Annotated in this window: 11 protein-coding genes; 7 read left to right on the top strand and 4 right to left on the bottom strand. The window is 63.1% G+C overall.

Annotation, left to right across the window (positions count from 1 at the left end; genetic code table 11):
• The first annotated feature begins 230 nt into the window (after positions 1-230).
• Positions 231-1,646 (top strand): type VI secretion system tip protein TssI/VgrG, encoded by a 1,416-nt coding sequence (gene tssI, locus ELQ88_RS11210; protein ID WP_138969494.1) that lies wholly within the window; start codon positions 231-233, stop codon positions 1,644-1,646.
• A gap of 44 nt (positions 1,647-1,690) precedes the next feature.
• Here tssI and ELQ88_RS11205 read toward each other — a convergent pair whose 3' ends face one another.
• Positions 1,691-3,016: an MFS transporter gene (locus ELQ88_RS11205; protein ID WP_138965043.1), complete on the bottom strand. Its 1,326-nt coding sequence runs from the start codon at positions 3,014-3,016 to the stop codon at positions 1,691-1,693.
• Positions 3,017-3,104: 88 nt separating this feature from the next.
• Here ELQ88_RS11205 and ELQ88_RS11200 point away from each other — a divergent pair, with 88 nt between their 5' ends.
• Entirely contained in the window at positions 3,105-3,977 is an 873-nt protein-coding gene (locus ELQ88_RS11200) for a LysR family transcriptional regulator (protein ID WP_138965041.1), read from the top strand.
• A gap of 133 nt (positions 3,978-4,110) precedes the next feature.
• Here ELQ88_RS11200 and ELQ88_RS11195 read toward each other — a convergent pair whose 3' ends face one another.
• Entirely contained in the window at positions 4,111-4,974 is an 864-nt protein-coding gene (locus ELQ88_RS11195) for a LysR substrate-binding domain-containing protein (protein WP_138965039.1), read from the bottom strand.
• Between the two features lie 109 nt (positions 4,975-5,083).
• Between ELQ88_RS11195 and ELQ88_RS11190 the strand changes: the two genes are divergently transcribed.
• The 3 genes from ELQ88_RS11190 to ELQ88_RS11180 all read left to right on the top strand — a co-directional run bounded on the left by ELQ88_RS11190 (position 5,084) and on the right by ELQ88_RS11180 (position 8,177).
• On the top strand, positions 5,084-6,193 hold the full coding sequence (locus tag ELQ88_RS11190) for a 2-aminoethylphosphonate--pyruvate transaminase (protein WP_128871031.1): 1,110 nt from the start codon (positions 5,084-5,086) through the stop codon (positions 6,191-6,193).
• A gap of 141 nt (positions 6,194-6,334) precedes the next feature.
• On the top strand, positions 6,335-7,162 hold the full coding sequence (gene phnX / locus ELQ88_RS11185) for a phosphonoacetaldehyde hydrolase (protein ID WP_128871030.1): 828 nt from the start codon (positions 6,335-6,337) through the stop codon (positions 7,160-7,162).
• 454 nt (positions 7,163-7,616) lie between these two features.
• Positions 7,617-8,177 carry a cytochrome b gene (locus tag ELQ88_RS11180; protein WP_138965037.1) on the top strand — a complete coding sequence of 187 codons (561 nt, stop codon included), beginning with the start codon at positions 7,617-7,619 and terminating at the stop codon, positions 8,175-8,177.
• 31 nt (positions 8,178-8,208) lie between these two features.
• Here ELQ88_RS11180 and ELQ88_RS11175 read toward each other — a convergent pair whose 3' ends face one another.
• Together ELQ88_RS11175 and ELQ88_RS11170 are read right to left on the bottom strand one after the other, a co-directional pair.
• Positions 8,209-9,135: a pyridoxal-phosphate dependent enzyme gene (locus ELQ88_RS11175; RefSeq protein WP_138965035.1), complete on the bottom strand. Its 927-nt coding sequence runs from the start codon at positions 9,133-9,135 to the stop codon at positions 8,209-8,211.
• Between the two features lie 168 nt (positions 9,136-9,303).
• Entirely contained in the window at positions 9,304-11,343 is a 2,040-nt protein-coding gene (locus ELQ88_RS11170) for an NADPH-dependent 2,4-dienoyl-CoA reductase (protein WP_128871028.1), read from the bottom strand.
• Between the two features lie 209 nt (positions 11,344-11,552).
• On the opposite strand from ELQ88_RS11170, the gene ELQ88_RS11165 reads away from it, so the two are divergent.
• Together ELQ88_RS11165 and ELQ88_RS11160 are read left to right on the top strand one after the other, a co-directional pair.
• Complete coding sequence (locus ELQ88_RS11165) at positions 11,553-12,683, top strand: carbon-nitrogen hydrolase family protein (protein ID WP_138965033.1); 1,131 nt, start codon at positions 11,553-11,555, stop codon at positions 12,681-12,683.
• A gap of 3 nt (positions 12,684-12,686) precedes the next feature.
• The gene (locus tag ELQ88_RS11160) at positions 12,687-13,727 is read left to right on the top strand and encodes an AraC family transcriptional regulator (protein WP_138965031.1); all 1,041 of its coding nucleotides are present in this window, start codon (positions 12,687-12,689) and stop codon (positions 13,725-13,727) included.
• Positions 13,728-13,953 lie beyond the last annotated feature (226 nt).

The following is a 13,953-nucleotide window of genomic DNA, read 5'->3' as shown; positions in this document are numbered from 1 at the left end:
TACTCACTCTCTTATCTGTGGCGCCGAGACATCTATTGGCCGACGCTTTGCGCAAGTTTATACGGCCTAAAGTTGGCAATCGACCAAAAATTCCACCCCTTGGATCGGGTGATGAATCGACATCTTCACCGGAGCTTGTAGGGCGTTTCTGAAAAGTCGATTTGCGGTGACTACAAGAGGCCATGGTTTCGTACCCTCTTCGCCTGTACTCCATGGCAGAAGCGCATTCGATGCTCAACGACAAGGAAAGCCCCTTCACCCTGACACTGCTCGAGGACGATTTGAGTTTTCAGGTGGTGCAGTTCAGCGGGCATGAAGCCCTCAACCAGCCCTATCGATTCGAGGTCGAGGTGATCGGCCTGCCGCCGGCCATGCCCTTCGACCAGCTGTTGCAACAGCCGTTGTTCCTCAGCCTGGGGCATGGCCAGGGCTTTCACGGCATCCTCCACAGCACCAGTCGCGACTACCGCGGTGCGCAGCAGGTCGGTTACAACATGGTGCTGGTGCCCTACCTGCAGGCACTGGACGGCAACAGCCGCCGCCGGGTGTTCCATGACCTCAGCGTGCCGATGATCCTGCAACAGCTGCTGGAGGAGCATGACCTGCCCGCCGACAGCTATCGCTTCGAGTTGGCGAACGGGCACTATCCGCGGCGGCCGTTTTGCATTCAGTACGAGGAGAGCGACCTGGGGTTGCTGCAGCGCCTGTGCGAAGAAGAAGGCATTCACTATCACTTCGAACATGACCGTGACGGGCATGTGCTGGTGTTGGCCGACGACAGCCTGAGTTTCCCCCAGGCGCCGCTGTTGACGCCGTTCCAGGTGGACGCCCCGCTGGAACCTGCGCGGCCGGCGATCAGTGAGTTGTTCCAGCGCCATGACGCCCTGCCCTCGCACCCGCGAAGGGAGGCCGGCAACCGTGGCGCGCCGAATGCCGGCGATGGCGCGGCCAACCATGCCTTCGGCAAGACTTCACCGAGGATGGCCAGGCCTGATCCCGAGCAGGGCCAACGCAGCCGCCGCCAGTTGCAGCGCCTGCGTTGCCTGCAACAGCAGGTCCATGGCCAGAGCAATCACGGCGCCCTGCGCAGCGCGCGGATCGTCCAGGTGACCGCGCATCCGCTCGCCTGCTTCAACGAGCAATGGCTGCTCATCGAGACCCGCCATCAGGGGCGACAGCCTCCGGCTCCGGCCCGGGATTGCAGTGCCCTGCTGTACCGCAATCGGTTCAACGCCATTCCCTGGTCAACGGAATTCCGCCCGGCGTTGAAACAACCCAGGCCGAGCATTCCGGGCTATCAGCCCGCCCGGGTGCTGGGCCCGGCCGGGCAACCGCCCGAGCTGGACGATCGCGGCCGGATCCAGGTCAGGCTGTGGCCAGCGATGCACGCCGAGGCGGATGAGTCCGTCGGCCTCTGGCTGCCGCTCGCCGTGACCACGCCGGACGGCTGGATCGATCCCGGCAGACTGCCAAGGGCCGGCAGCGAGGTGTTCGTCAGTTTTCTCGACAGCGATCCGGACCGGCCGGTGCTGTGTGTCGGCCTGGGGCAGATTCACCCGCCTGAACCGGCCCGCCCCCGTGAACCGCGCGGCGACACGCGCTTGCTGCTTGACTGGCTGCTGAATCGCTCGGACATTCAGCGCTAGTCGGCCTTGCCAGCGCCTGTGGCAACCTGAATGGGCGTCAATCCTTATGTACCCAGGGGTTTTACGTTCAGCGGCCGATTCGGCCCTGCTGCACTTGCGGCCAGCAGGGCAGCCGGGCGGCTGTTCCAGTGCGGGACTAACACCAGCGCGGAGAACAGCGCGCAGCCGGCGAAGACGATGAACACGGTCACTGAGTCGAAGTAGCCCGGCAGCAATCCACCGAGAATCGCCCCGACCGAGCCGCAGCCGTTGACGAACCCGGCGGCCGTCGCACCCGCCTTGGCGGTGCCGAAATCGATGGCGGCCGCGCCGCTGATCATGGAGTCCGGTCCGTACAAGGTCAGCCCCATGACAAACAACAGGGCGACCACCAGCACTACGCTGCCGGTGTGCAGTGCGCCCATGAACAGCGCCAGGGCCACGGTCAGCGCCAGCAGGCTGATCACGCAGGCCGGCATGCGCCGGGCGCCGAACAGTTTGTCGGAGGCCAGGCCCAGCAGGATCGGCCCGAGCAACCCGGCCAGTTCGAACGCGGTCGGAATGATCGCCGCACCGACCTTGCCCACCGAGGGCATCTGCTCGAAGACGATCACAGGGCCCCAGAGCAGGATCGCGTAGCGCGCCGGTTTCAGCAGAAAGTACGCCAGCCCCAACACCAGCACCGTGCGGTTGCGCAGGATTTCCCGCAGCGGTTCGAGGACGCTGTATGTGCTTTGCGTGTGGGCCTCGTCGGCGGTCGGTTCAGGCTCGGGTTCCACCGCCGGCAGACCGACGTCCTCGGGTTTGTTGCGCTGGAAAATGAAGAACAGCAACGCTACCAGGCCGACCACCGCCGCGCTGGAAATGAACGCCGCGTGCCAGGTGCCGATCAGCGTGTAGGCCCACCAGCCGGCGAACGGCGAGGCCACCAGACCGCCGAAGGCGTAGCAGGAACTCCAGAGCCCGAGCACCCGCCCGCGCTGCTCGGCGGGGAAAAAACTGCCGACGTTCTTGCACAACCCCGACCATCCGGTGGACTGCGCCAGGCCCTGGATCAACATGCAGGTGGCGAAGATCGGCAATGTGGCGAAGCTGCCCATTACCAGCGCCGCGGCGGCGGAAATCAGCAAGCCACCGAGCACCACGACCCTGGGCCCGAAGCGATCGGCGAGGATGCCCCAAGTGAATTGGCCGATGGCATAAGCAGCGAGGTAGATGGCGTCGAGGTTGGCCATGGCCAATTTGTCGAGGGTGAAGCCGGGGTCTTCGGCGATCCCCAGTTTGGCCACGGAAAAGGCTTTGCGGGTGAAATAGAACGCGGCATAAGCGAGCCAGGTGATCACGAAGATCTGCACGCGCCAACGTTTGAGACTGCCGATAGGGTTGTTCATAGTGGTCGATAAAAACAATTTCTGATTAATAAATGAAATCGATTTATCGTATTTCCAATACAAGCTCAGCTTGTTACTGGAGGTTTCGATGTCGGTTTCCCACTCCCAGCTCAAAGCCTTCCACGCCGTGGCCGTTCACGGAAGCTTCACCCGTGCCGCCGAGCGGCTATTTCTCACGCAGCCGGCGATTTCCGACCAAGTGCGCAAACTCGAAGAGCGCTTCGGGGTGTTGTTGTTCCACCGCAATAAACGCTCGGTGCGCCTGACCGATCTGGGCGAGCGCCTGTTGAGCGTCACCCAGCGCTTGTTTGTCATCGAGGCCGAGGCGCAGGAGTTGCTGCAGGCTTCCCAGGCGCTGCAGACCGGCAGCCTGATTCTGGCGGTGGATGCGCCGGTGCATGTGCTGCCCCAGATTGCCCGATTCTGCGAGCGCTACCCCGGCATCAGCGTGAAAATCGAAACCGGCAATACCGATGAATCGCTGTTTCGCCTGTTCAACTATCAGGCTGACCTGGCGTTGCTGGGACGGGATGTCAGCGACGAACGGCTGATCTGTCTGCCGCTGCGCAATGACCCGATGGTGGCGTTTGTTTCCCGCCATCATCCGTGGGCCGACCGCGAATCCATCTGCCTGGCGGACCTGGACGACACACCGCTGGTGCTGCGGGAGATCGGCTCGGTGACGCGCCAGACCCTGGAAGAGGAAATGGCCCGGGCCGGGTTTCGCATCCGCCCGGCGATCGAGGTCGAAGGCCGGGAAGCGGCGCGTGAGGCGGTGGTGGTGGGGATTGGCGTAGGGGTGGTGTCGGCTGCCGAGTTCGGTGCGGATTCGCGGGTGTGTGCGTTGCCGATTACCGATTGCACTCGGCGATTGACCGAGACATTGGTGTGCTTGCGCGAACAGAGTTCGCGGCGGGTGGTGGCGACGTTTCTGGAGATGGTGCGTGGGAGTCTGGTTTAGGCGGCGAAGGCGGCCTTGAGTCTTGCCGCGCCCATGAAGACGCCTTCGCCGGCAAGCCGGCTCCTACGAGGTTTGCGTCGTTCACAAGATCTGCGGCGACCGCGGATCCTGCTCGCGAAGGGTGCGCCGCGGTTTATCTGGCTGGCGCCAAGCCGAAAAATGCCTGGATCAGGCGCAATTCCCGCCGCCGTTCCAGGCAGCCCATCATGTGCCGGTTCACCAACCCCTCACCAATGATCGGCACCGCCACCACCCGCGGGTCATGGCTGACTTCCACCGACGACACCACGCCCACCCCCAGTTCCGCCGCCACGGCTTCGGTCACCGCTTCACGACTGTCCAGCTCCAGCAACACCCGCGGGTTGACTGTGGCCCGGGCGCACGCCTCGTCGAACGTACGCCGGGTGATCGAACCCGGCTCGCGCAGCACCATGATCACCTGGTCCAGCGCCTTGATCGGCACGCCTTTGTGCTGCTGCGCCCAGGGATGAGCTGCCGGCACCAGCGCGCAGATCCGTGATTCGCTCAGGGCCTGCAGATGCAAGCCCTTGCGCGGCTCGACCTCGGTCAGCACCGCCACATCGGCATGTTCCGAGAGCAACGCCGCCAGGGTTTCCTGGGCATTGCCCAGCCGCAGGTTCACGGTGATCCCCGGATAACGCGCGCGCAGGCTGGCCAGCATCGGCATGACCATGTGCGGCCCGTCCGCCGCCACTTCCAGGCGCCCGGTGAGCAACTGTCGGTTGGCTTCGAGCATCACCTGCGCCTCTTCCGCCAGGCCGAACATGGCCCTGGTGATCGCCGCCAGTTTGGTGCCCTCTTCCGTCAACTCCACTCGTCGCGCGGTGCGGCGCAACAAGGTGATCTGGTAATGCTCCTCCAACGCCTTGATGTGGCCGGTGACCGCCGGCTGGCTGATGAACAGCCGCGCGGCGGCCCGGGTGAAGCTGCCCTCGCGGGCGACCGCATCGAACGCACGGAGCTGGAACAGGTTCATGAATAACTCTCACTGATGGCTGGCATAACAATAAACAATTTGATTGATAGCTCGGCAAATTGCAACTTAGGCCCCGTAGCTTCACCCCATCGATTGCGAGGACACGAGAATGAGTACCGCCGAACCCATCCTGCTCACCCCCGGCCCGTTGACGACTTCGGCCCGCACCCGCCAGGCGATGATGGTCGACTGGGGTTCATGGGATGACCGCTTCAATCAACTGACCGCCAGCCTCTGCGAGCAACTGCTGGCGATCATCAACGGCGGCGCCAGCCACCACTGCGTGCCCCTGCAAGGCAGCGGCACCTTCGCGGTCGAAGCGGCGATCGGCACCCTGGTGCCCCGCAACGGCAAAGTCCTGGTGCTGATCAACGGCGCCTATGGCAAACGCCTGGCGAAAATCTGCGAAGTGCTCGGCCGCTCCTTCAGCACCTTTGAAACCGCCGAAGACGAACCGACCACCGCCGCCGACGTCGACCGCCTGCTGGGCGCCGACCCCGACATCACCCACGTGGCACTGATTCACTGCGAAACCAGCACCGGCATCCTCAACCCGCTGCCGGAGATCGCCCAGGTCATCGCGCAACACGGCAAACGCCTGATCATCGACGCAATGAGCTCCTTTGGCGCGCTGCCGATCGACGCGCAACAGGTGCCGTTCGACGCACTGATCGCCGCCTCGGGCAAATGCCTGGAAGGCGTACCGGGCATGGGCTTCGTCTTCGCTCGCAAGGAAGCCCTGGCCGATGCCGCCGGCAACTCGCACTCGCTGGCGATGGACTTGTTCGACCAGCACAGCTACATGGCCAAGACCGGCCAGTGGCGCTTCACCCCGCCGACCCACGTGGTCGCCGCGCTGCACGAAGCCCTGTTGCAATACAACGAAGAAGGGGGCTTGCCCGCCCGGCATCAGCGCTACGCCAACAATTGCCAGGTGCTGCTCGATGACATGGCCAAACTGGGGCTGCGCAGCTTCCTGCCGGCCGACATCCAGGCGCCGATCATCGTCACCTTCCACGCGCCGAAAGACCCGCGTTATCAGTTCAAGGAATTTTACGAACGGGTCAAGGCCAAGGGTTTCATCCTCTACCCCGGCAAATTGACCCAGGTCGAAACGTTCCGCGTCGGCTGCATCGGCCACGTCAACCAGGCCGAGATGCACGCGGCCGTGGCGGCGGTGGCTGAAGTGCTGCGCGAGATGGAAGTGCTGGAAATCTGAACCAACAGACACCGCCGTCCCCTGTAGGAGCGAGGCTTGCCCGCGAACACAGGCGACGCGGTCAGTCGTCAAACCTCATCATCGTTCGTTCGCGGGCAAGTCGGATCGCCGAACCGCTCGCTCCTACAAGGGATACGTCACATGAACTACACGAACCCAACCAAACTCCAGGCCGCCATCCTCGACTGGGCCGGCACCGTGGTCGACTTCGGCTCCTTTGCCCCCACCCAGATTTTCGTCGAGGCTTTCGCCGAGTTCGACGTCCAGGTCTCCATCGAAGAAGCCCGCGGGCCGATGGGCATGGGCAAATGGGACCACATCCGGACGCTGTGCGATCAGCCGCAAGTGGCCGAACGTTATCGCGCCGTGTTCGGCCGCACGCCGACCGACGATGACGTCACCGCCATCTACAAACGCTTCATGCCCTTGCAGATCGAGAAAATCGCCGAGCACTCGGCGCTGATTCCCGGCGCCCTGGACACCATCGCCAACCTGCGCCAGCAAGGCATCAAGATCGGCTCCTGCTCCGGCTACCCGAAACAGGTCATGGACAAGGTGGTCGAGTTGGCCGCCACCAACGGTTACGTGGCCGATCACGTGGTCGCCACCGACGAAGTGCCCAACGGCCGCCCATGGCCGGCCCAGGCTTTGGCCAATGTGATCGCCCTGGGGATCGATGATGTCGCGGCGTGCGTGAAGATCGACGATACCGTGCCGGGCATTCTCGAAGGCCGTCGCGCCGGCATGTGGACTGTGGCGCTGATCTGCTCGGGCAACGCGCTGGGCCTGGACTACGAAGGTTATCGTGCCCTCGGCAGCGACCAACTGGCCAGCGAGCGCAAGCGCATCCACGGGATGTTCGAAGGCTCGCGCCCGCACTACATGATCGACACCATCACCGACTTGCCGCAAGTGATCGCCGACATCAACCAGCGCCTGGCCAAGGGCGAAATGCCGCAAAGCAGCTGATCCACCGCCTCCCCCCTGTAGGAGCTGGCTTGCCAGCGAAGGCGTCAGACCAGTCAACATTTACGTTGAATGTGATTGCCCCTTCGCTGGCAAGCCAGCTCCTACAGTGCTCGCGAAGGCGTCAGACCAGTCAACATTTACATTGAATGTGATGGCCCCTTCGCTGGCAAGCCAGCTCCTACAGTGCTCGCGAAGGCGTCAGACCAGTCAACATTTACGTTGAATGTGATGGCCCCTTCGCTGGCAAGCCAGCTCCTACAGTGCTCGCGAAGGCGTCAGACCAGTCAACATTTACGTTGAATGTGATGGCCCCTTCGCTGGCAAGCCAGCTCCTACAGTGCTCAGAGCATTGAATCCCCTCTCCTCTGAGGCAAACCCGGCGAAACAGGATTACAGTTAAAGACACATCGTCGACCCAGAACGGTGGCCTGACCCGTCCTGTGAGGAACGCCGTATGCCCTGGAAAAATTCCGACTCACGCTACAGCACCGTGTCGATCGCGCTGCACTGGTTGATGCTGGTCCTGCTGGCGCTGGTCTACGCCTGTATCGAATTTCGCGGGATCTTTCCCAAAGGCAGCGGCGGTCGCACGTTGATCACCGAATCGCACTTCATGCTGGGGTTGACCGTGTTCGTGCTGGTCTGGCTGAGACTATTCGCCCGCAGCCTCGGTCCGGCACCGCAGATCTTCCCGGCCTCCCCCCGCTGGCAAACCGTGCTGGCGAAATTGATGCACTGGGCGTTGTACCTGTTCATGATCGCCATGCCGATGCTGGGCTGGCTGGTCACCAGTGCCAAAGGCCATCAAGTGATGTTCTATGGCTTCGATTTGCCGCTGCTGATCGCGGAGGACAAGGCGCTGGCCAAGCAGATCCAGGGCTGGCATGAACTCGGCGGCACCCTGGGTTACTGGCTGATCGGCCTGCATGCCCTGGCGGGGATTTATCACCATTATGTGGTGCGGGATAACACGTTGCTGCGGATGATGCCCAAGCGAGTGAACCGTAATACCTGAGGCCAACGGGAACCTGTGGGGGCGGCGTATTTCAGGTAGCTGGGCTGAACCCCCGCCGGCCCTGCAAGCCGCCGGTATGGATGAAGATCAGGCGCGTGCCCTGGGTAAATTTTCCGGCGTCGACTTGCTGTTTAAGTGCCAGCAGCGCTTTGCCGGTGTACAGCGGTTCGAGGGGGATGCCACTGTCCCTTTCGGTCTGTTCGATGAATTCCAGTAGCGGTGGATCGACCTTGGCAAAGCCACCCCGGCTGGCATCGAGCAGTTCATAGCCGGCATCGACCGACCCCGCTTCCTGCACAATCCCCTGCACCTGCTGCGCCACGCCATGATCGTCGGGTACCGCCAACGCGCCGTAAACCGGATGCTCGCCCGCTTCGGCCAACACCAGGCCGGCCAGGGTGGTGCCGGTGCCGCAGGCCAGCCACCAGCCGTCGTAGTCGTTCCAGCCCAGACCGCTCAACTGCGCGCTGACCATCGCTTTGAGCGGCATGCAGCCCTTGGCGCCCGGCAAACCGCCGCCGCCTTCCGGCACCGGCTGCAGCTTGGGATACTGTGCCTGCCATGGCTGCCAGAAACCGGGCTCGTGCCGCGCGCGATAACCGCCATACCCCAACCAGTGCAACTGCATGCCGAATGCTTGCAAGTCCTTCACCGTGGGGGTGTCTTGCGGGTGACCGCGCAGCAGGCCGACCGTGGGGAAACCGAAGCGTTTGCCGGCAGCGGCCAAGGCATGCAGGTGATTGGAGTGGGCGCCACCGAGGCTGATGATGCCCTTGGCGCCGGCCCGGTCTGCGGCTTTGAGGTGTTCGCTGAGTTTGAACCACTTGTTGCCGCTGATCAGCGGGTCGATCTGGTCGAGGCGCAGGATGGCGACTTCGATATTGGCCTGGGTTAGCCAGTCGAGATCAAGGTGGTCGAGGGGGGCTCGGCGGAGCCAGTTACTGGAAGGGAGAAGCATTGATGCCGGCTCTGGGTGAAGAGCCGGCATATTAGCAGCCTTGAGGACGTCGTCGCGGGCAAGCCCGCTCCCACAGGTGTTGCGTCGTACACAAAAATTGACGACCAACCTAAATCGCTGTGGGAACGGGCTTGCCCGCGAAAGCCATTGGCACGCTCGGCCTGCCTGTTACAACTGCGCAGCCAACCGCGACCCCTGGTTGATCGCCCGCTTCGCATCCAGCTCCGCCGCCACATCCGCGCCGCCGATCAAATGCACGTTCTGCCCCGCTGCCACCAGGCCGTCATGCAGTTCACGCAGCGGATCCTGCCCGGCGCAGATCACGATGTTGTCCACCGGCAACACCTGCGGTTCGCCGGTTTCGCCGATGCGGATGTGCAAGCCCTGGTCGTCGATCTTCAGGTATTCGACGCTGTTGAGCATCTGCACCTGCTTGTTTTTCAGACCGGTGCGGTGAATCCAGCCGGTGGTCTTGCCCAGGCCGTCGCCGACCTTGGAGGCCTTGCGTTGCAGCAGGTACACCTCACGGGCCGGTGCATGGGGCTGGGCCTTGATGCCGGCCACCCCGCCACGGGCTTCAAGGTGGGTATCGATGCCCCATTCCTTCCAGAACGCTTCACGGTCCTGGCTGGTGGCCACCCCCTGGTGCACCAGGAACTCCGACACATCGAAGCCGATCCCGCCGGCGCCGATCACCGCGACACGCTTGCCCACCGGTTTGCGCTCGAGGATCACGTCCAGGTAGCTCAGCACCTTGGCGTTCTCCACGCCTGGAATCGCCGGAGTCCGCGGGGCGATGCCGGTCGCGAGGATGACCTCGTCGTAACCGCCTGCGACCAGTTGCGCCACATCGACCCGGGTGTTCAGGCACACCTCGACATGGGTGGTCTGCAGCTTGCGGTTGAAGTAGCGCAGGGTTTCGAAGAACTCTTCCTTGCCCGGTACACGCTTGGCGATGTTGAACTGGCCACCGATTTCACTGGCCGAATCGAACAGCGTCACCTGATGGCCACGCTCGGCGGCCACGGTCGCTGCGGACAGACCGGCAGGGCCGGCACCGACCACGGCGATTTTCTTGATCTGCTGTACCGGCAGGTAATTGAGTTCGGTCTCATGGCAGGCCCGCGGGTTCACCAGGCAGCTGGTCAACTTGCCGCCGAAGGTGTGATCGAGGCAGGCCTGGTTGCAGCCGATGCAGGTGTTGATTTCATCGGCACGGCCGGCGGCGGCCTTGTTGACGAAGTCCGGGTCGGCGAGGAAGGGGCGCGCCATGGACACCATGTCGGCATCGCCTTCGGCCAGGATCTGCTCGGCGACGTCCGGGGTGTTGATGCGGTTGGTGGTGATCAGCGGAATGTTCACCGAGCCGCGCAGCTTGGCCGTGACTTTGCTGAACGCACCGCGCGGCACCTTGGTGGCGATGGTCGGGATTCGTGCTTCGTGCCAGCCGATGCCGGTGTTGATGATCGTCGCACCAGCCTGCTCGATGGCCTGGGCCAACTGCACGATTTCTTCCCAGGTGCTGCCGCCTTCCACCAGGTCGAGCATCGACAGGCGGAAGATGATGATGAAATTCGGGCCGACCGCTTCGCGCACCCGACGCACGATCTCTACCGGCAGGCGCATGCGGTTTTCGTAGCTGCCGCCCCAACGGTCGGTGCGGTGGTTGGTGTGAGCGGCGAGGAACTGGTTAATGAAATAACCTTCCGAGCCCATGATCTCGACGCCGTCGTACTCGGCTGTTTGCGCCAGGGTCGAGCAGGTGACGAAATCGCTGATCTGCTTCTCGATGCCCTCCTCGTCCAGTTCCCTGGGCTTGAACGGGTTGATCGGCGCCTGGATCGCACTCGGCGCGACCTGTTTCGGGCTGTAGGCATAACGGCCGGCATGGAGGATCTGCATGCAGATCTTGCCGCCCGCCTCGTGCACCGCGCGGGTCACGATCCGGTGCTTGAGCGCTTCTTCCTCGGTGGTCAGCTTGGCCGCTCCGGAATACACCCCGCCCTCATCGTTCGGGCCGATACCGCCTGTGACCATCAGGCCCACGCCGCCCCGGGCACGCTCGGCGAAGTACGCGGCCATGCGCTCGAAACCGCCGGGTTTCTCCTCAAGGCCGGTGTGCATCGAGCCCATCAGGGTGCGGTTGCGCAACGTGGTAAAACCCAGGTCCAGCGGGGCCAACAGGTTTGGGTAATGAGCGGCGGCCATCGGTAACTCCACAACGAACGATCACGGAAAAAGTCTGGGTGCTCTTTGGCAGCCCTCTGTCATGTGCCACAGACTATGAGCACTCCACCGCTCGCTCAATGACCGTAACTGACAACTTATTGATCCAAATGCGCAGTGCCCCTTGGCAAGCGCCGGCATGGGCCCTACCCTAGTCAGCGAACCCGCACACGGCCGTTGACTGTTTTCCCATGCGCAAACTTCTGTACCTGACCTTCTCCATGGCATTGATTGCCGCCCTCACGACCTACGCGATGTGGGCCGCGGACCGTCCGGTGGGTCACTACCTGTCGGACCTGCGTATCGACGTCGCCGTCGATCAAGGCACACCCGCCGATCGCGGCAACCTGCTGGGCATCCAGCCCGAGCTGTTTCCCACCGACTACCAAAGCTCCGAGCGCTTGCACCGCAAGCTCGCGGCCTATTTGCAGAAGGCCCGGGACCAGGGCCTGCTGAATGAAAAAACCATCGTCGTGCTGCCGGAACACATCGGCACCTGGCTGATGGTCAGCGGCGAGAAAGATGAGCTGTACCAGGCCACGACCCTCAAGGAAGCCATGAACTGGCTGGCGGCGAGCAATCCCTTGAAGTTCGTCCGCGCCCTGATCGGTGCCAGGGGCGACAGCCGCCTGGACGACGCTCACCTGCGGATGAAAGCCAAAGGCATGGCCAAGGACTACCAGGCCTTGTTCGGCGGCCTGGCCAAAGAATTCCAGGTAACCCTGGTGGCGGGCTCCATCGTGTTGCCCGAGCCCGTGATCATCGATGGCAGGCTGAAAATCGGCGGCGGCGCGCTGTATAACAGCAGCGTAGTATTCGGCCGTGACGGCCTGCCGATCGGCCAACCCCAGCGCCAGATGCACCCGGTGTTCGATGAACATGACGTCATCGCGGCCAATGGCGAGCGCACGCCCGGCGTCGTCGATACCCCGGCGGGACGCCTGGGGGTGCTGATCGGCAGCGACAGCTGGTACCCGGACGCCTACCGCAAGCTTGACGCTCAGGGCGCGAAGTTCGTCGCGGTGCCGGCCTTCGTGACCGGGCGCGGCACCTGGGATAAACCGTGGCGCGGCTATAAGGGCTTGTCGACGCCCGGCTCCGTCAGCCTCAAGGCCGGGGAGCTGAGCGAAGGCCAGGCCTGGCATCACTTGACCCTGACCGCTCAACCGCCCAGCAGCCAGGCGATCGCCGGCATGAGCGTGTTCCTGCGCGGCCAGTTCTGGGATCAGGGCAGTGCCGGGCAGAGCTTTCTCAGCAGCAACGGCCAGCATTTCGCCGATGGCAATGCCCGTGGCGCGCGTTTACTGAACCTGTGGTTATAAACCATGAAACCCTTGCCGATGCGACTGGGCGATCTGTCGGTGGGCTTTGTGCACAGCCTGGCCGACGCCGTGCGCAGTCACGGTGCAGACCCACAGCCCTTGCTCGAGCAGTATGGCCTTGACGCGGCGCGCCTGAGCGAAGCCGGCGCCCGGCTCTCGATCCCGCGCTACATGCACCTGGGCCACAGCGCCATTCAACTGACCGGTGACCCGGCATTGGGTTTGCGCATGGGCCAGCTCAGTCGCCTGAGCCAGGCCGGCCTGGCCGGCGTCACCGCTGCCCAGGCGCCGACGGTGCGAGAAGCGGCGCGCTGCCTGATTCGTTTCGAAGCCTTGTACGGCTCCAACTATCGCGGCCAATCGAGCTTTCATGAGGACGCCCAGGGCGCCTGGCTGCGCTTCTATTCCATCAGTCCTTACAACGCCTACAACCGCTTCGTGGTGGATTCGATCATTGCCGGCTGGTTGCAGCAACTGTCCAGCGTCAGCCCTGACCCGCTGCGCGCCGAACGCATCGAGATCGAGTTTCAAGCGCCGGATTACCGAGAGACGTATGCCGTGCTGGGCGACTGTCCGATCCAGTTCGGTGCCGAACACAATCAACTGCGCCTGAGCCTGGCCAGCCTGGCTCAGCGCAATCCGCTGCACTGCCCGAGCACCTGGCGGCACTTGCTGCAACTGTGCGAACGGGAACTGGAGCAATTGACACGCACCCGCAGCCTGCGTGAACGCATCACTCAGTTGCTGGGGCCGTTGCTCAATGGTGGCCGGGAGCCCGACCTGGAAGAAGTGGCGGCACGCCTGAAGCTGCCGACCTGGACCTTGCGCCGCAAACTGGCCGAGGAAGGCACGCAATTTCGCGCGATCCTCAATGACACGCGCCGCGACCTGGCCATGACCTACATCCGCGACACCGAACTGGCGTTCGGAGAAATCGCCTACCTGCTGGGTTTTGCCTCAGCCGAAGCCTTTCAACGGGCCTTCAAACGCTGGAATGGCCAGACCCCCGGCGAGTTTCGCCGAAGTCATAGGAAAACAGCTTGAAGCTGCAAGCGATCAGCGACGAGCTTGAAGCCTGAAAGCGCTTGTCTACAGCTCGGTCGCGTCTTCGGCGGGTTCCAGCGGGTCGAGTTCGAACGCCTGATATTCGAGCAGTTCTTCTTGATATTCGTCCATTTTCAATCCCCCACGTTTGTTTGAAAAAAATGCCTGAATAAGTGACCTGCGCACTGAGCATAAAGTGCCCACGTGAAAGAAAAATGACGCAGGC

The sequence above is a fragment of the Pseudomonas sp. MPC6 genome (genome assembly GCF_006094435.1).
In the GTDB taxonomy this organism is placed as follows: domain Bacteria; phylum Pseudomonadota; class Gammaproteobacteria; order Pseudomonadales; family Pseudomonadaceae; genus Aquipseudomonas.
Note: the sequence above shows the minus strand (reverse complement) of the source record. Positions and strands in the feature narration are given on the sequence as shown.